The sequence below is a fragment of the Streptomyces luteolifulvus genome, assembly GCF_008806595.1.
Classification (GTDB): Bacteria; Actinomycetota; Actinomycetes; order Streptomycetales; family Streptomycetaceae; genus Streptomyces; species Streptomyces luteolifulvus.
The window spans coordinates 159440-176836 of record NZ_VZRB01000018.1 but is presented as its reverse complement, the minus strand read 5'-3'; the positions used below and the strand labels follow the sequence as shown (position 1 = coordinate 176836).

Below are 17397 nucleotides of genomic sequence, written 5' to 3'. Positions count from 1 at the left end.
GCATCCCGGGGAACCACACCCGACGCTCCGTCCCTCACAAGACCACCCCCACCCCCGATGCGCTGCACACCGACCACCGGGGCCGGACTTCTGTACGCCTTGACAGCCCCCGCCCTCATGGGTGCGGAGATGGGTGCAGCTGGAGGTCGGGGCCGGTGAGCCGCGGGCAGGGCACCGCCGCCCCCGCCCGGACAGGGCCGGGCGGGGGCGGCGGCAGGTACGAGGAGACGGGCAGCGGGGACTTGGCCCGTCTCCTCGAGTCTGTGCGACGGGTTACCCCATCTCCTCCAGCGCCTTGCCCTTCGTCTCCTTGACGAACCTGAGGACGAACGGGACGGAGAGCGCGGCGAAGGCCGTGTAGATCACATAGGTCGCGGAGAGGTTCCAGTCGGCCAGCGACGGGAAGCTCGCGGTGATGGCCCAGTTGGCGATCCACTGTGCGGCTGCTGCCACACCCAGCGCGGCGGCGCGGATCTTGTTCGGGAACATCTCGCCGAGCATGACCCAGACGACCACACCCCAGGACAGGGCGAAGAAGAGGACGAAGACATGGGCGGCGATCAGGGCCGTCCAGCCCTGGGCGGCCGGCAGCCTGCCGTCGACCAGGTCGTAGGAGAAGGCCCAGGCCTCCAGCGCGAGCCCGATCGCCATGCCGACGGAGCCGATCAGGGCCAGCGGCCTGCGGCCGACGCGGTCCACGAAGATCATCGCGATCACGGTGCCGACGATATTGATGATCGACGTCGTGAAGGAGTAGAAGAACGAGTCCGTCGGGTCGACGCCGACCGACTGCCACAGGGTCGAGGAGTAGTAGAACGCGACGTTGATGCCCACGAACTGCTGGAAGACCGACAGTCCGATGCCGGTCCAGACGATCGGCTTGAAGAAGAAGCCGCCGCCGAGCAGGTCCTTGAAGACCGGCCGGTGCTCGCTGTTCATGGCGTGCTCGATCTCGGCGACCCGGGCGTCCGGATCGAGGTTGCGGCCCTCGACCTCGGCGAGGATCTCGCGGGCGCGGTCCCGCTTGCCGACGGAGATCAGGAAGCGGGGGGACTCGGGGATGGCGAAGGAGAGCAGGCCGTACAGGACGGCCGGGACGACCATGACGCCGAGCATGACCTGCCAGGCCTCCAGGCCCATCAGCTCACCGCGCTGGTCACCGTCGGCGGCGTTGAGCAGACCCCAGTTGACGAGCTGCGATACGGCGATGCCGATGACGATCGCGGCCTGCTGGAAGGAGCCGAGGCGGCCGCGGTACGCGGGCGGGGCGACCTCGGCTATGTAGGCGGGGCCGATGACCGAGGCCATGCCGATGGCGAAGCCGCCGACGACGCGCCAGAGGGCGAAGTCCCACAGCGAGAAGGGCACGGCCGAGCCGACGGCGCTGACCGTGAACAGTACGGCGGCGATCTGCATGACCCGGATCCGGCCGATGCGGTCGGCCATACGGCCTGCGGTCGCGGCGCCGACCGCGCAGCCGATCAGGGCGATGGCGATGACCTGGGCCAGCGCCGCGGAGCCGATGTCGTAGCGGTCCCGGATGGCCTCGACGGCACCGTTGATCACGGAACTGTCGTAGCCGAAGAGGAACCCGCCCATCGCGGCGGCCGCCGCGATGAAGATGACGTGCCCGAGGTGTTCGGGGTGAGCCGTCCCGGCTCCTGACGTGGGTGTCTGCGTCGTGCTGGTCACGTTCAACTCCTCGGGTCACCGGCAACGCTGCCACAGACTATGTCTTCAAATTCCGAAGTCAATAGGCGGGTTTGCGACAGAGAAAGGCATGCGTGAGAGGAGTGTGTTCAACAATTGAAGATGAAGGTGGGAGTCAGCGGAGGCGCTGGCTGATGACCTTCGACACCCCGTCGCCCTGCATGGAGACGCCGTACAGCGCGTCGGCGACCTCCATCGTGCGCTTCTGGTGCGTGATCACGATCAGCTGCGAGGCCTCCTGCAGCTCCTGCATGATGCGGATCAGCCGCTGAAGGTTGGTGTCGTCGAGCGCCGCCTCGACCTCGTCCATGACGTAGAACGGGCTCGGCCGCGCCTTGAAGATCGACACCAGCATCGCGACAGCCGTCAGCGAGCGCTCACCGCCGGACAGCAGCGACAGCCGCTTGACCTTCTTGCCCGGCGGGCGCGCCTCGACGTCCACGCCGGTGGTGAGCATGTTGTCGGGATCGGTCAGCACGAGCCGTCCCTCGCCGCCCGGGAACAGCCGACTGAAAACGCCCTCGAACTCGCGGGCCGTGTCCCGGTAGGCCTCGGTGAAGACCTGCTCGACACGCTCGTCGACCTCCTTCACCACCTGAAGCAGGTCGGCGCGGGTCTTCTTCAGGTCCTCCAGCTGCTCGCTGAGGAACTTGTGCCGTTCCTCCAGCGCGGCGAACTCCTCCAGGGCGAGCGGGTTGACCTTGCCGAGCTGCTGATAGGCACGCTCGGCCGCCTTCAGCCGCTTCTCCTGCTCCGCCCTGAGGAACGGCCGGGGCTGGTTGCGCGGGTGCTCCGGGTCCTCCGGCAGCACCTCGCCCTCGGCGGGCGGGGAGGGCGGCACCAACTGGTGCGGGCCGTACTCGGAGACGAGCCCGGCCGGCTCCACGCCGAGCTCCTCCAGCGCCTTGGTCTCCAACTGCTCTATACGCAGCCGCTTCTCGGCGCCGAGCACCTCGCCGCGGTGCACCGAGTCGGTCAGCTTGTCGAGTTCGGCCTTGAGGTCGCGCCCCGTGCCGCGGGCGGCGGTCAGCTCCTGCTCGCGCCGGGCCTTGGCGGCCTCGGCCGCGACGCGCTCCTGCTCCGCGCGGCCGAGCGACACCTCGACGTGCGCGAGCAGCTCGCGTGCTCCGGAGGCGACGGCTTCCGCCACGGCCGCCTCGTGGCGCAGCCGGGCCCGCCGCTGATCGGCACGCGCGCGTGCCTCGCGTTCCGCGCGCGCGGCCCGGTCCAGCGAGTCGGCCCGTCCGGCCAGCCCCTTGACCCGCTCCTCGTGCGTACGGACCTGGAGGCGCGCCTCCATCTCGGTCTGCCGCGCATTGGCCCCGTCGGCGGCGAGACGGTCCCGTACCGACGTGTCGGGCTCCTCCTCGACCGGCATCTCCTCGGCGACGGCCAGCCGCTCGGCGAGCTCCTCCACTTCCTGTACGGCCTTGTCGAGCGCTTCCTGCGCGCGTACCGCCGCCGCGGTGGACCGCTCGGCCTCGCCGGCCGCACCGCGGGCCTGGCCCGCGAGCCGGCCGAGCTGCTGGGCGACCGCCGACTTCTCCCGGTCGGCGGCCCGCCGCCGCTCCCCCAGCTCCTCGACGAAGCCGGCACACTCCTTGCGGCGGTCCGCGGCCGCGTGCTGCGCCTCGGCCAGCTCCTCGCACCGCACGGCCAGTTCGTCCAGCTCGGCGGCGGCCTCGTCCACGGACGCCTGCACTTCGAGCAGACTGGGCGCCCCGGCGGACCCGCCCTGCGCGAAGTGCGCCCCGAGCAGATCACCTTCGTCGGTGACGGCGGTGAGGTCGGGGCGCGCGTAGACAAGATCCTCGGCATCCTCGAGGGTGCCGACGACAACGATCCCACGCAGCAGCCGTCGTACGGCGGACATGAGCTCGGAAGGACCACGCACGAGGTCGGCGGCAAAGGGAGGACCTGCGGGGCGCGGGGCGTCGACCCGCGGCTGTCCGGGGACGGCGGGGTGCGGGCGATAGCCATCCGGTGCCGGATGCGCCGACACGTTCCCGCTTGCGTGCCCGGCGTCGGACACCTGCCCCTCGACGCGCGGCTCGCCCGCCGGCCACATGCCGGAGCCCGCGGCCCCTGCGCGACCACCGTCGTCGACGCGCGGCTGTCCGGGGACGGCAGGGTGCGGGCGATAGCCGCCCGGTCCGGGCTGCCTGGACGCGTTCCTGCTTACGTGGCCCGCATCGGACCGCTGCCCCTCGGCGTACGGCTCGCCCGCCGGCCACATGCCGGAGCCCGCGGCCGCCCCTGCCCGGCCGCCGTCGTCGACACGCGGCTGTCCGGGGACGGCAGGGTGCGGGCGGTAGCCGCCCGGTCCGGGCTCCGCCGATGCGTTTCCGCTTGCGTGGCCCGCGTCGGACGGGCGGTAGCCGTCCGGTGCCGGATGCGCCGACGCGTTCCTGCTTGTGTGGTCGGCGGCGTGCGGCGCGTCTCCTGTGCGGGTGTGGGGGGTGGTGGCGGGTTCCGCCGAGGCTTCTGCGCCCGTTGCGTCGGCCCTGCCGACGGCCTTCGGGTCCTCCGGCGCGCCCGCCAGGAGCAGTGCCGCTCTGCCCGCGTCCTGTTTGCGGAGGAGTCTGATCGCGTCCGCCGCCGATGCCGGTGTCGTCACCGCGATCGCGTCCGCCGCCGCGCCGAAGGCCGCGGCCAGTGCGACCTCGTGGCCGGGCGTCACGGTCAGCAGTTCCGCCGCCGGGCCGAGCAGTCCGCCGAGCCGGTCCTTCGCGGCCAGCAGTGCCCCGGTTCCGTCCTTGCGGCGCAGGCCCAGTGCCAGTGCCTCATGGCGGGCCTGGGTCGCGGCGCGCTTGCGTTCCGCCGCGGTGGCCGCATCGCGGGCGGCGGTGAGGGCGGCCTCCGCCTCGGCGAGCCGCTGCTTCGCCGCCTCGTGCCGCTCGGCGAGTTCGGCGTCGCCGGCGTCGAGGCCGTCGACCTCGGCCTTGAGCGCCTCGTACTCCTCCTGGGCCCGGACCGCCCGCTCCTGGGCCTCGTCCCGCGCGGCGGCGAGGCGGTCGATCTCGGCCTGGGCGGAGGCCGCGCGCGAACGGGCCGCGTTGACCTGGCCGTTCAACCGGGCCAGGCCTTCACGGCGGTCGGCGATGGCCCGGGCGACGTCCTTCAGGCGCCGTTCTTCGAGGGAGAGTTCGCGTTCCAGCTCGGCGCGGTGGGCGACCGTGTCCTCGAGCGCCCGCTCGGCCGCCTCCAGGGCCGCTTCGAGCTCGGCCTCCTGCTCCCGGATCCGCGCGGCCTCGCGCTCCATGTCCTCGGGGTCGCGCCCGCGCCGCTCCTCGGGAGGCGTGGACGTGGCGCTCTTCACGCGCGCGTCGGCCAACGAGACCGTGCCGCGCACCCGTTCGGCAAGCTGCGAGAGCTCGTACCAGGTCTGCTGGGCGCGCTGGAGGCGCGGCGTGAGCTGCCGTACCTCGTCCTCCAGAAGCGCCTCGCGCTGGAGGGCCTTCCTCAGCTCCTGCTCGGCAGCTTCCTTGCGTTCCTTGAGGGCGGCCTCGTCGGCGATCTCGGCCTTGAGCCCTTCCCGCAGCCGTACGAGATCGTCGGCGAGCAGCCGCAGCCGGGCGTCGCGGAGGTCCGCCTGGATCACGGCGGCCCTGCGGGCGACCGCCGCCTGACGGCCGAGCGGCTTGAGCTGGCGGCGCAGTTCGTCCGTCAGGTCCTGCACGCGCGCGAGGTTGGCCTGCATCGCGTCCAGCTTCCGCAGCGCTTTCTCCTTGCGCTTGCGGTGTTTGAGGACACCGGCCGCCTCCTCGATGAAGGCGCGGCGGCCCATGGGGTCGGCGTGCAGCACGGAGTCGAGCTGGCCCTGGCCGACGATGACGTGCATTTCGCGGCCGATGCCGGAGTCGGAGAGGAGTTCCTGGATGTCGAGCAGTCGGCAGGTGTCGCCGTTGATCTGGTACTCGCTGCCGCCGTTGCGGAACATGATCCGCGTGATGGTGACCTCGGCGTACTCGATGGGCAGGGCACCGTCGGAGTTGTCGATGGTCAGGGACACCTCGGCGCGGCCCAGTGGGGGGCGGCCGGTGGTGCCGGCGAAGATGACGTCCTCCATCTTGCCGCCGCGCAGCGACTTGGCGCCCTGTTCGCCCATGACCCAGCTGAGCGCGTCCACGACGTTGGACTTGCCCGAGCCGTTCGGTCCGACGACGCACGTGATGCCCGGCTCGAACCGGAGCGTGGTCGCCGAGGCGAACGACTTGAACCCACGGAGGGTCAGGGCCTTGAGGTGCACGCCGCTGGACTCTACCTTCCGGGGGTGTCTCACTCCATGAACCCGCGGTTTCACCGATGAACGTGCAGGGCACACCAGACGTTAAAGAGAGTGAAAGGATGCGCGGGGGCAGGAAAAGCGGGGGGCCGCGAAGACGGGGGCAAGAAAGAAGGGACGCCGGAGCGTCCCTTGCAACTCTGACAACTTAGCGGTTGATACGGGCCGCCCAACCACTGCGTAGCTGTCGTGAAGCGATGCAGTGATCAGGTGAGCGCAGGCTCCGCCTGGTGTGCGTCGATGCTCTCCATGATCCTGTCGTGAGAAGCGGCAGCCGCGAGCGCGTCGTTCTCCGCCTGGATCCGTACAAGCTCGGATTCCAGGTCCTGTACGCGCTGCTGGAGCCGTCGCATCTCGGCGAGGAGTCGAGGGTCGGAGCCGCCGACGTAACCGAGAAGCGCCTTTGCCATGATGGATGGTCCTCCACACTGAGTGACCGACCGAAGCGGTGTGGGTCGTGAGGGATTCGCACCCGCGGTGCTTGACACTCTTGAGTTCGTGATGCCGTTGATCCATGCCAAACAGCTAAGGTGCGCGGGGTGCTTTCAGCGTCTCACCAAAAAGTTTGACGGTCAACACGATCACACCCCGTATTGGCGGGCAACCCGCGGTCACACGGCCGGGAAACGGCGGCGCGACGACTCCTGCGGGACCCTCGGGGCGTGGCGATCATCCTTACGGTGCGGAGCTTGCCAGCGCAAGCCGTTCTTGGCAACCACCAGGCCCTTTTCGCTTCGGGCAGGTGCCGGTGGCATGGCCCTCCGCTTCCGCCCGGGCCGTTTCACGGAGCCGGCTCATCGGATGGCGAAGCCGTCGTAGCCCCCGCGGGGTGTGTCCCAGATCTCGGTGACACCGTCGACGCGGCCGGGCGTGTCGTCGCCCTGGAGCCAGTCGAGGAGTCCTTCGCAGCCCCCGCGCGTGCCCTCGGCGACCACTTGGACCCGTCCGTCGTCCAAATTGAGAGCAAAACCACTCAGGCCGCCGATCTCAAGCGCCTTGGCGCGCGTGAACCAGCGAAAACCCACACCTTGGACGCTTCCACGCACCCAGGCGACCAGTCGCACATCCTCGCTCATGAGTGCAACCTAACCGCCCAATGTCTCCGCGGGCACTTCCTCCTCTGGCGCCATGCGGTACCGTCCACCCCCAATGAATCTCATATGAAACTCACTCGATCGAGTGGGTTGGGTTGGCCCGGGGGGGGGGGACGCGTCGACCGCCAGGACCAGGAAGGCAAGGACATGGGACGCCACCGACGCTCCGCCGCCGGCCGCGCCGCCACGGGCCGCGCCACGGGGGTCACGGGAAGCTACGGCTCGTACACGGGCGGCCACGATCCGCTCCACTCGTACGGCTCGGACAGCAGTGACGGCCCCACGCTCGGCATCGCCCCCTACCTGAACACCCCGGCGCAGGAGGAAGCGGCCGCGCGCAGTGCCGCCTACCTCTTCGCGACGGACGAGGACTACCGGACGGTCTTCGGCGACCGCGCCGGCTTCACGCCCGACGGCGGTCCGCGGCGCGGGGGGTCGCACCGCCGCCCCAGGAAGAAGGCCGTGACGCCGGTCCGCACCGGCCTGCTCGGGGTCTCCGCCGCGGTCGCCCTCGGAACGGTCGCGGTCGCCACGGGCGGCGTCCCCGGCCTCGACAACTACAAGCTCGGCGGCAGCAGCAACAGCGGCGGCGACAACGTGGCGGCCGCGGGCTCGCCGACCAACGCCGCCACCGAGCAGGGCGGCACCTCCGGCAGCGCCGAGAGGCGCGACGACGGCTCGTCGACGAGCCGCGACGTCCAGCGCTCCGCCTCGCCCACGCCGTCCGCCTCGGCCTCCACCGCCGCGCCGACCAAGACGCCGTCGAAGAAGCCGCAGACGACCCCCAGCAAGAAGCCGACGACGACGCCCGACAAGAAGCCGACGAAGGTTCCGCGGCAGAGCAGCGGGCCCGTGACCGTGTCGGCGGAGAAGAAGGCCGCCGCCGAGGTCCTCAAGCTCGTCAACGAGGAGCGGGCGAAGGTCGGCTGCAGCGCGGTGTCCGCCAACAGTGCCCTGGCCGATCTGGCCGAGGACTTCAGCAACGCCATGGCCGCACGGGGCTTCTTCGACCACACCGACCCGAACGGCGCGACCCCGTGGGACCGGGCCGACAAGGCCGGGATAGCCGGCCTGGGCGGCGAGAACATAGCCCGCGGGCAGTCCGACGCGGCGTCGGTGATGGAGGCCTGGATGAACAGCCCGGGCCACAAGGCGAACATCCTGAACTGCGACTTCAAGACGCTGGGCGTCGGCGTACACCTCGGGCCGGGCGGCCCTTGGTGGACGCAGGACTTCGGCTACTAGCCAGCAGTCAGGCGCCCAGCATACTAATGATGGGAAAGCGCTAACCCACAGTTAGTGCAACCTGTCGGTCAGCGCTGCGCTCAAGTACGCTTCAGGTATGGAGACCATGCAGGAGCGCACGGGGGAGCAGAACCTCCCGTACAACGTATTCGCCAAGGCCTGCCCCTCACGCGGCACGCTGGAGCACGTCACGGGGCGCTGGGGCGGACTCGCCCTGGGCGCGCTGTACGAGGGCTCCCTGCGCTTCAACGAGCTGCGCCGCCGTATCGACGGGGTGAGCGAGAAGATGCTCTCCCAGACCCTGCACGCCCTGGAGCGGGACGGCCTGGTGCACCGCGAGGCACAGCCGACCAACCCGCCCCGGGTGGACTACGAACTGACGCCGCTGGGCCGCGGGGTGGCCGAGCGGCTGCTGACCCTCATCCACTTCGTGGAGGGCCGCATGGACGACGTTCTTCAGGCGCGGGAGCGCTACGACGACACGCGCGGCGCCCGCTGACACCTCGGGCAGAAGTAGCTGGAGCGGTTCATCCAGGGGCGTCGGCGCATCGGCGTGCCGCAGCGGCGGCACGGCAGGCCCTCACGCCCGTATGCGTCGAGTGAGCGGTCGAAGTAGCCGGACTCGCCGTTGATGTTGACGTACAGGCTGTCGAAGCTGGTGCCGCCCACGGCGAGGGCCGCGTTCATCACGTCCCGTACGTGGCCCAGCAGTTGGAGCGTGCGCGGGCGGGTGAATCCCGAGGTCGGGCGCTCGTAGTGGACGCGGGCGCGCCAGAGGGCCTCGTCCGCGTAGATGTTGCCGACGCCGCTGATCAGCGACTGGTCGAGCAGGGCCCGTTTGATCGTCGTGCGCCGGCGGCGCAGGGCCTGGTGGAAGGCCTCCTCGTCGAACAGCGGGTCGAGGGGGTCGCGGGCGATGTGCGCGATGACGTCGGGCAGTCCGTCCGGGGTGTTGTCGTGCAGCGACAGGCCGCCGAAGGTGCGCTGGTCGACGAAGCGGAGCTCCAGGTCCACGTCGTCCGCGAACCGCACGCGGATCCTGAGGTGCTTCTCGTCCGGCGCCGCCTGCGGCTGGACCAGGAGCTGGCCGCTCATGCCGAGGTGCGCCAGGACCGACTGTTCCGTGTCCTCCAGGGGCAGCCACAGGTACTTGCCGCGGCGGCCGGGGGTGCCGATGCGGTGGCCCTTCAGACGGTGTACGAAGTCGTCGGCGCCGGCGGGATGACGGCGTACCGCACGCGGATGCAGCACCTCGGCCTCGGCGACGGTGCGGTGGGCGACCCACCGCTCCAGTCCGCGCCGGACGACCTCGACCTCGGGCAACTCGGGCATGGGATCCCCCGTGAAAGCCGGTGTATGAGCCCCGCGCCCGGCGGCTCCGTCTCAAACGTTCGCCTTCGGGGCGCTTCGTGCCGGTGCATGGGACGGCGATCGTGCTCAGCCCTGCGGGCCTTCACACGTTCACCGTCCCCTCACCGGCGCGCCCCTTCGCCTCACTCAGGCTCCGGGACGGGCGCGGGCTGTTTCGGTCAGGCGGAGACGGACGACGGGTCCTCGCCGTCCTCGGCGGCCTTCTCGGCCGCCGCCTTGGCGCGCTCGTCCGCCGCGGCCCGGATGGACCGCCACGCGGATTCCGCGGCCTGTTGCTCCGCCTCCTTCTTGCTGCGGCCGGTGCCGGTGCCGTACGAGACGCCTCCGACGCGGGCGGCAGCAGTGAAGGTCTTCTCGTGGTCGGGGCCGGTCTCCGTGACCAGGTACTCGGGCACGCCGAGTCCTTCGGTCGCGGTGAGCTCCTGGAGACTGGTCTTCCAGTCCAGTCCGGCTCCGAGGTTCGAGGACTTCTCGATCAGCGGGTCGAACAGACGGTGCACCAGCTCCGCCGCCGAGTCGAGACCCTGGTCGAGATAGACCGCGCCGATCACCGCTTCGAGGGTGTCGGCGAGGATGGATGCCTTGTCCCGGCCGCCCGTGCCCTCTTCACCGCGGCCGAGCCGGATGAAGGAGCCGAGTTCGAGGCCGCGACCGACCTCCGCCAGCGCACGCGAGTTGACCACCGCGGCCCGCAGCTTGGCCAGCTGGCCCTCGGGCAGGTCGGGGTGGGTGCGGTACAGCGTGTCCGTGACCACGAGGCCGAGGACGGAGTCCCCGAGGAACTCCAGGCGCTCGTTGGTGGGCAGACCGCCGTTCTCGTATGCGTAGGAGCGGTGGGTCAGCGCACGCACCAGAAGGGCGGACTCGAGCTTGTACCCGAGCCGCCCTTCCAACAGCGTGTGGGACGAGGCCGTGTTGTCCGAGTTCTTCTTCGGCGTGGACACAGTGCCTCTCACCAGCCGCTCAGACCTCGAGGACCTGGCGCTTGTTGTAGGTGCCGCACGACGGGCACGCGATGTGCTGCTGCTTGGGCTCGTGGCAGCGCTCGCACGCAACCAGAGTGGGGACCGCAGCCTTCCACTGCGACCGGCGGTGGCGCGTGTTGCTGCGCGACATCTTCCGCTTCGGAACAGCCACGGCTACTTCTCCTGCTTCTCGGCGGCGCGCGCTGATCCGGGCCCGTCGCCGCTCATCTCGTCCTTCTCGCCGTCTCCGAGTGAACCGGCGAGTCCCTGCAGTGCCGCCCAACGGATGTCGACGGCGTCATGGTGGTGGTCCGGGTCGTCCGCCAGCCGGGCTCCGCACTCGGAGCACAGGCCGGGGCAGTCGTCCTGGCACACCGGCTGCATCGGCAGTGCGAGCACCACCGCATCCCGCAGCACGGGTTCGAGGTCGAACAGGCCGTCCTCGAGAAAGAGCCTGTCCTCGTCTTCTGCGGATCCCTCGGCGTCGTCGGCCGGTTCCGCCTTCACGCGGCCCCGGTCGTCGGCGTCAGGGTACGAGAACATCTCCTGGAAGTCCGCTTCGAGCTCCAGCTCGACCGGCTCCAGACACCTTACGCACTCCCCCTCGGCCAGTGCACGGGCGGTGCCTGTGACGAGCACCCCTTCCATGACCGACTCGAGCCGGAGTTCGAGCTCGACCGGAGCGCCGTCCGGCACTTCGATCACTTCCCGGATCCCGAGATCCTTGGGAGCGTCGATCTCGCGGGTCAGGCGCTGCAGCGCACCAGGACGCCGCCCCAGCTCGTGCGTGTCGAACACGAGAGGGTTGCGGTGGTCGAGGCGGGCGTTCACGCCATTCCTGCTTTCGATCTTCTGAGCTCAGGGGACGCCGCCGTCGGTGTTCGCGGGCAGCGTTGATCGCGGACGTACACGCGACCGAAGAGCCAGGATACTGGACCTTCGGCCGAGGACCCAATCCGGTGTCCGCTCGGGGCTCGCCGGACCGGCCTCCAGGGGGCGGCGGCCGCAGTTCAGCTGTTGCCGCGCCCCTGCTCGTAGGCCCGCAACTGCTCGGCGGTGATCATGCTGGTGTCGAACAGGCTGGTCTCGTCGAGGGCGTGCGCCGGCTGCTGCGGGACGTACGCCTGCTGTGCGTGGTCCGCGGTGTTCTGGGTGTTGTGGTCGTAGCCGGCCTGCCCGCCGTCGTAGCCCTGGTACGCGTAGGGGTCGGCGGCCTGGTAGCCGTAGGCGTCCTGCTGCTGGGCGTAGCCCTGCTGGGGGTAGCCGGCGCTGTAGGGGTCTGGCTGCTGGTAGCCGTAGGCGGGCTGCTGCTGGGCGTAGTCCTGGGGGGCGGGCTGCTCGGCCGGGGTGTCCTGCTCCGCGAGGGCCGCGAGGTCGGCCAGGTAGTCGGCGTCGCTGGAGTGCTGGACGGCGGAGTGGTCGTCGGCGAGGGCGCCGAGGTCGTCGGTGGCGATCCGGCCGTGCAGCTTCTGGCGGCCGCGGCCGACGGCCTCCAGGGTCTTGGCGAGGACCGCCTCGAAGGAGCCGAGCTTGGCGTCGACATAGGCGTCGGCGTCGCGGCGCAGGGTCTCCGGGTCGTGGCTGCGCTCGGGGGCGTCGTCCAGTTCAGGGTCCACGTACCCCTGCTCGTCGGGCCCCGGACCGGTGCCGAGGAGCTTCTCGCGGCCGCGGCCGACGGAGCCGAGGGTCTTGGTGAGGACGACCTCGAAGTTGGCGAGCTTGGAGTCGACGTAGTCGTCGGCCTCCACCCGGACGTCCTCGGCCTCCTTGCGGGCCTCGGTCAGGATGCGCTCGGCCTCGGCCTGGGAGCGGCGGGCGACCTCGGTGCCGGAGACCAGGGAACCGCGCTCGGCGCGCGCGGTCTCGATGATCCGCTCGGCCTCCTGGCGGGCCTGCTCGACCATCTGCTCCCGGCCGCCGATCAGCTCCTGGGCCTGGGCGAGGGAGTCGGGCAGTGCCGCACGCACCTCGTCCAGCAACGAGAGCAGCTCCGCGCGGTTGATCACGCAGGAGGCCGACATGGGCATGGCCCGGGCGCCGGAGACCATCGCGACGATCTCGTCGAGCTTCTTCTGCACGTCCACCTGTGCTCGCCACTCTCTGCCGCTGTGTTGGAGACGGACGGGACGACTGTACGGCCATGGGGTGTCCGCCGGACACCGAGTGACGGCCCGTCAGGTCCTCAGTTCTTCGTGAGGCGCTCGGTGAGGGCCTCCAGGACCACCGGCGGCACCAGGTGCGAGACATCGCCGCCCCAGGTCGCCACCTCCTTGACCAGGGAGGACGAGAGGAAGCTGTACGTCGGGTTGGTCGGCACGAAGAGCGTCTCGACACCCGACAGACCGTTGTTCATCTGGGCCATCTGCAGTTCGTAGTCGAAGTCGCTGACCGCGCGCAGACCCTTCACGATGGCGGGGATGTCGCGCTGCTTGCAGTAGTCGACGAGAAGACCCTGGAAGGCCTCGACCCGGACGTTCCCGTACTCGGCGGTGACCTGGCGGATCAGGTCGATCCGCTCGTCGATCTCGAACAGGCCCTTCTTGGCCTTGTTGATCATGACCGCGACGTAGACCTCGTCGTAGAGACGTGAGGCGCGGGAAATGATGTCGAGGTGTCCGTTGGTGATCGGGTCGAACGACCCGGGACAAACAGCGCGGCGCACTTGTGATCCCTCGCTCTCCGGTCCGGTCATCGTGCGTCTTCGCACGTAGAGGCGGCGCGACCGTACCAAAACGTTCCCTCGCCGTAGCGACGGGCCCTGATCGCGTCGAATCCGTCCGGCCACCGGAATTCGCCGCCTCTGGTGCTGCGCTCCACGGTGACGAGGGCGTCCGTCGCGAGCCAGCGTTCGGCGCGGAGTGTGAGGAGAATCTCGCGAAGATCGTGGTCCGTGACGGCGTACGGAGGGTCCAGGAAGACGATGTCGTACGGCTCTGCCGGCGCCGGGGACCGGATGATCTGTTCGGCTTTGCCGACGCGGACCTCGGCGCCGGGGAGGCCGAGGTTCTTGACGTTCTCCCGGACGGTGCGAGCCGCTCTTGCGTCGGCCTCGACCAGGAGGGTGTGGCTTGCGCCCCGGGAGAGGGCCTCCAGGCCCACGGCGCCCGAGCCTGCGTAGAGGTCGAGGACCCGTTCGCCGTCCAAGGGGCCGCCGAGAAGGGACTGCCAGGTGGAGAGCAGTCCTTCTCTGGCTCGGTCGGAGGTGGGACGGGTTCCGTTTCCCGGGGGGACGGCGAGGCGGCGTCCGCCGGCTGCGCCGGCGATCACGCGGGTCATCTTGGGTCCTTGGTCGTGGGCGGCTTCACGTTCATTGTGGCTGGTCGCGCCCGCGCGGCGGTAGCCGCATGTCCGGTGCGGCCCCGTGCCCCCGGGTGGCTCCCGTTCATCCCTTTTCCAGGTACTGCTCCCTTTCCTCGTCCAAGAGGGCGTCCAGGGCCGTGCGCAGGCCGGGGAGTTCCGTCAGCTCCGGGTCGGAGGCCACCAGCCTCACCGCTTCCTCCCTCGCCTCCGCGATGATCTCCTCGTCCTCGATGACCGCCAGGACCCGCAGGCTGGTGCGGGCGCCCGACTGGGCCTGGCCGAGGACGTCGCCCTCGCGGCGTTGTTCCAGGTCGATGCGGGAGAGTTCGAAGCCGTCCAGGGTCGCCGCCACCGCGTTCAGGCGCTGTCGGGCCGCGCTCGCCTCGGGCATCTCGGTGACCAGGAGGCACAGGCCCGCGGCCGAGCCCCGGCCCACGCGGCCGCGGAGCTGGTGCAGCTGGGAGACCCCGAAGCGGTCGGCGTCCATGATCACCATGACGGTGGCGTTGGGAACGTTGACGCCGACCTCGATGACCGTCGTGGCGACCAGGACGTCTGTCTCGCCGGCGGCGAAGCGGCGCATGACCGCGTCCTTGTCGTCCGGGTGCATCCGGCCGTGCAGGACCTCGACCTTCAGGCCCTGCAGCGGTCCCCCGGCCAGCTGGTCGGCCATGTCGAGGACGGCGAGCGGGGGCCGCTTCTCGGCCTCGTCCTCGGGGGACTTCCCGGCCTTCTTGGGGTCGTCCTCGTCGTCCCCGATGCGCGGGCAGACGACGTACGCCTGATGGCCGTTGCCGGCCTCCTCGCGCACCCGCTCCCAGGCACGGGACAGGAAGTGGGGCTTGTCGGCGGCCGGGACGACATGGCTGGCGATCGGGGAGCGGCCGGCCGGCAGCTGGTCGAGTACCGAGGTCTCCAGGTCGCCGAACACGGTCATGGCGACCGTCCGAGGAATGGGCGTGGCCGTCATGACGAGCAGATGCGGCGGCTGCTTGCCCTTGCCGCGCAGGGCGTCGCGCTGCTCGACGCCGAAGCGGTGCTGTTCGTCGACCACGACGAGCCCGAGGTCGTGGAACTGCACCTTGTCCTCGATCAGCGCGTGCGTGCCGATCACGATCCCGGCCTCCCCGGTGGCGAGATCGAGCAGCGCCCGACGGCGGGCGGCGGCCCCCATGGACCCGGTGAGCAGGACGACCTTGGTCGCGTGCTCGGCCCCGCCGAGCATCCCGCCCTCGGCCAGCTCCCCCATCATCTCCACCACCGACCGGTGATGCTGCTGGGCGAGCACTTCGGTGGGCGCGAGCAGGGCGGCCTGCCCGTCGGCGTCGACCACGGCGAGCATCGCGCGCAGGGCCACCATCGTGTTGTGGGTCACCGTGAAGTTGTCGGTGACGTAGGCATGACTCGGGTGGGCGACGCTGATGCACTGGACGGGCTTTCGCCCCACGTATTCGACTGCCCGGATTCCGCGCCGGACGGTGTGGTCCTTCGGCCGTGGACGGACCCGTTCTGCCTTGGGGGTGAGTCTGAAGGGGGCGTACTCGTGAGGCAGGGTCACCGAAACGCTGAAGGCGGCTTTCTTCGGCAGAACCCGCGCCCGGCCGCCGAGCGAACGCACCAGCCAGGCGACATCGTCCGCGAGCCGTCTCGAGGCTGAGCGGAACGAGACGCTGAAACCGTCCCGATGGACCGTGCCGGCAGTGTCCAGGAGCCCTTGCAGCAGAGCGAGACGGTTCTTGATCGAGGTGTTCTTGAACTTGTCGGGAATGCAGGTGCCGTGAGGCGCCACCCCCCAGAGATTCATGTCACGCAGGATCTGGATCACAGGATTCCGGACGCCATGGGCGTGCTGTGTCGGCTGGATCGTGACGTCACACCGCGAACCGGGCACCGGGACCAGGCGGCATTCAGGCGCCACGGCCGTCGCCACGAAGTCGTGGATCTCGTCGTCGATCGCGGACAGGCGCACGTGGTGCCGGAACGAGCCCTCCCCCAGGAGGAGGCCCAGCAGATACGGATCGAACGGAAGCCCGGAGTCGTCTCCGAGATCGACCGCGGTGGCCGCCGGGAGATACCACTTCGACGATCCGTCGGCGTCGAAGGTGTCGAGGCGAATCTCCCGGGTGGTCATGATCTTGGGCGCCTCGCCGCGGTGCCACCCGCGCCTCGTGCCCACGATCCAGAGATGCTCGTCGTCGCACTCGACCGAGCTCCCGTCCGACAGGACGAGCCGCCAGACATCACGCTCTCCCTGGGGGAAGACACCGTCGATCAGCGCGACCTCCCCGTCCGGCACCACAACTTCGTCCCTCACGCTCAGGTCCCCCATGCGACGGAAGCCGGCCGGTGTGAGCACGAGCGAGTCGAGAGGCTGGGCCTTGCCCGAACCCACCTCCCCCTGGAGCAGGCGGTGCATCGGATGTTCCGTGGCGAGGTCGTCGAAGATCTCCTTGGAGACCTTGCGCTGGCCCTCGGTGAGGGTGAAGGGGAGTCGGTCGTCGAAGGCGGTGAGGAGGCCGCCCGGCCTGGGTCTGCGTGCGACCGCGGGGAGTTGGGCGTCGGCGTGGCGGCGCCGGGCCAGGGCCACCTGGAGGACGAAGGCCTCGTCCCACTTGAGGCGGGAGCGGGCGTCGTCGATGTCCGCCTTGGTGTGCGGGCGGTGGATCTTGAGGAGGGCCTCGGGGAGCGAGACCAGGCCACGGCCCGCGCGGAGGGGGTCCGGGAGGGGGTCGACGGCCTCCTGGGCGCTCGGCAGCACCGTCTGGACCGCTTTGCCGATCTTCCAGGACTCCAGTTTGGCGGTGGCGGGGTAGATGGGGATCAGGGCACCGGCCCAGTTCTCGACGGTGTCCTCCGCGTCCTGTGCGGTGCCTCTCAGCAATTCGTAGGCCGGGTGGGCCAGTTGGAGGCGGCGGTTGAAGACGGAGACCTTGCCCGCGAACATCGCGCGTGTGCCCGGCAGGAGCTCCTTGTGGGGTTTGTGAACGCCGTTGCCGAAGAAAACCAGTTGGAGCCGGCCGCTGCCGTCCGTGATGGTCACTTCGAGGCGCTGGCCCTTGCCCCGGGGGGCCTTGGCGGAGGCGAAGCTGTGCAGGCGGGCGTCGGCGACCTGGGCGACCACCGTGACGTGCTCGTCCATCGGGAGGTCGGCGAGGTGGGTGAGCTGACCGCGCTCCTCGTATCTGCGCGGGTAGTGGTGCAGGAGGTCGCCGACGGAGTGCAGGCCGAGGTGCTCGGCCATCACCTTCGCGGTGGCGGGGCCGAGCACCTTCTTCAGTGGTTCTTCCAGTGCGGGCACGAGATCCATTGCACACCACGACACTGACATTGCCGTATACATACCGGGAAACCCCTGGTCAGACGGCTCGTTGGGGCCATAGGATGACGCGCCTCAGGCCATCCCCGCGGTCACCACCTCACATGGGAC

14 protein-coding genes are annotated in these 17397 nt (G+C 70.2%); 2 read left to right on the top strand and 12 right to left on the bottom strand.

Annotation, left to right across the window (positions count from 1 at the left end; translation table 11 throughout):
* Positions 1-273: 273 nt before the first annotated feature.
* From F7R91_RS24875 to F7R91_RS24855, 4 genes are all read right to left on the bottom strand, one after another.
* Positions 274-1692 carry a sugar porter family MFS transporter gene (locus F7R91_RS24875; RefSeq protein ID WP_150951356.1) on the bottom strand — a complete coding sequence of 473 codons (1419 nt, stop codon included), beginning with the start codon at positions 1690-1692 and terminating at the stop codon, positions 274-276.
* Positions 1693-1825: 133 nt separating this feature from the next.
* Positions 1826-5959 (bottom strand): AAA family ATPase, encoded by a 4134-nt coding sequence (locus F7R91_RS24870; protein WP_150951354.1) that lies wholly within the window; start codon positions 5957-5959, stop codon positions 1826-1828.
* A 242-nt stretch (positions 5960-6201) separates the two neighbouring features.
* Positions 6202-6405, bottom strand: coding sequence for a hypothetical protein (locus tag F7R91_RS24860; RefSeq protein ID WP_016432419.1), 204 nt, complete (start codon positions 6403-6405; stop codon positions 6202-6204).
* A gap of 384 nt (positions 6406-6789) precedes the next feature.
* On the bottom strand, positions 6790-7071 hold the full coding sequence (locus F7R91_RS24855; RefSeq protein ID WP_150951352.1) for an acylphosphatase: 282 nt from the start codon (positions 7069-7071) through the stop codon (positions 6790-6792).
* 165 nt (positions 7072-7236) lie between these two features.
* Here F7R91_RS24855 and F7R91_RS24850 point away from each other — a divergent pair, with 165 nt between their 5' ends.
* Together F7R91_RS24850 and F7R91_RS24845 are read left to right on the top strand one after the other, a co-directional pair.
* Positions 7237-8334 (top strand): CAP domain-containing protein, encoded by a 1098-nt coding sequence (locus F7R91_RS24850; RefSeq protein ID WP_150951350.1) that lies wholly within the window; start codon positions 7237-7239, stop codon positions 8332-8334.
* 97 nt (positions 8335-8431) lie between these two features.
* Complete coding sequence (locus F7R91_RS24845) at positions 8432-8833, top strand: winged helix-turn-helix transcriptional regulator (protein ID WP_150951349.1); 402 nt, start codon at positions 8432-8434, stop codon at positions 8831-8833.
* Here F7R91_RS24845 and mutM read toward each other — a convergent pair.
* From mutM to F7R91_RS24805, 8 genes are all read right to left on the bottom strand, one after another.
* Complete coding sequence (gene mutM, locus F7R91_RS24840; RefSeq protein ID WP_150951347.1) at positions 8806-9666, bottom strand: bifunctional DNA-formamidopyrimidine glycosylase/DNA-(apurinic or apyrimidinic site) lyase; 861 nt, start codon at positions 9664-9666, stop codon at positions 8806-8808. The two genes, F7R91_RS24845 and mutM, sit on opposite strands and share 28 nt — an antisense overlap.
* A 197-nt stretch (positions 9667-9863) precedes the next feature.
* A complete protein-coding gene (gene rnc / locus F7R91_RS24835) occupies positions 9864-10661 on the bottom strand; it encodes a ribonuclease III (protein ID WP_408056059.1) in 798 nt (265 codons plus the stop codon).
* Positions 10662-10668: 7 nt separating this feature from the next.
* Complete coding sequence (gene rpmF / locus F7R91_RS24830; RefSeq protein WP_003951102.1) at positions 10669-10842, bottom strand: 50S ribosomal protein L32; 174 nt, start codon at positions 10840-10842, stop codon at positions 10669-10671.
* A 2-nt stretch (positions 10843-10844) separates the two neighbouring features.
* Positions 10845-11501, bottom strand: a complete 657-nt coding sequence (locus F7R91_RS24825; RefSeq protein WP_150951345.1) for a YceD family protein — start codon at positions 11499-11501, stop codon at positions 10845-10847.
* Between the two features lie 179 nt (positions 11502-11680).
* A complete protein-coding gene (locus F7R91_RS24820) occupies positions 11681-12754 on the bottom strand; it encodes a cell division initiation protein (RefSeq protein WP_150951343.1) in 1074 nt (357 codons plus the stop codon).
* Positions 12755-12852: 98 nt separating this feature from the next.
* Positions 12853-13332, bottom strand: coding sequence for a pantetheine-phosphate adenylyltransferase (gene coaD, locus F7R91_RS24815; protein ID WP_191971614.1), 480 nt, complete (start codon positions 13330-13332; stop codon positions 12853-12855).
* Positions 13333-13358: 26 nt separating this feature from the next.
* Positions 13359-13946, bottom strand: coding sequence for a 16S rRNA (guanine(966)-N(2))-methyltransferase RsmD (gene rsmD, locus F7R91_RS24810; RefSeq protein ID WP_150951339.1), 588 nt, complete (start codon positions 13944-13946; stop codon positions 13359-13361).
* Positions 13947-14052: 106 nt separating this feature from the next.
* Complete coding sequence (locus F7R91_RS24805; protein WP_150951337.1) at positions 14053-17277, bottom strand: helicase-related protein; 3225 nt, start codon at positions 17275-17277, stop codon at positions 14053-14055.
* Between the last annotated feature and the right edge of the window lie 120 nt (positions 17278-17397).

What these genes read in the sequence shown, in the direction of transcription:
- F7R91_RS24860 (WP_016432419.1), bottom strand. Translation starts at nt 6,405, where the DNA reads ATGGCAAAGGCGCTTCTCGGTTACGTCGGCGGCTCCGACCCTCGACTC.
- F7R91_RS24855 (WP_150951352.1), bottom strand. Translation starts at nt 7,071, where the DNA reads ATGAGCGAGGATGTGCGACTGGTCGCCTGGGTGCGTGGAAGCGTCCAA.
- F7R91_RS24850 (WP_150951350.1), top strand. Translation starts at nt 7,237, where the DNA reads ATGGGACGCCACCGACGCTCCGCCGCCGGCCGCGCCGCCACGGGCCGC.
- F7R91_RS24845 (WP_150951349.1), top strand. Translation starts at nt 8,432, where the DNA reads ATGGAGACCATGCAGGAGCGCACGGGGGAGCAGAACCTCCCGTACAAC.
- mutM (WP_150951347.1), bottom strand. Translation starts at nt 9,666, where the DNA reads ATGCCCGAGTTGCCCGAGGTCGAGGTCGTCCGGCGCGGACTGGAGCGG.
- rsmD (WP_150951339.1), bottom strand. Translation starts at nt 13,946, where the DNA reads ATGACCCGCGTGATCGCCGGCGCAGCCGGCGGACGCCGCCTCGCCGTC.
- F7R91_RS24805 (WP_150951337.1), bottom strand. Translation starts at nt 17,277, where the DNA reads ATGGATCTCGTGCCCGCACTGGAAGAACCACTGAAGAAGGTGCTCGGC.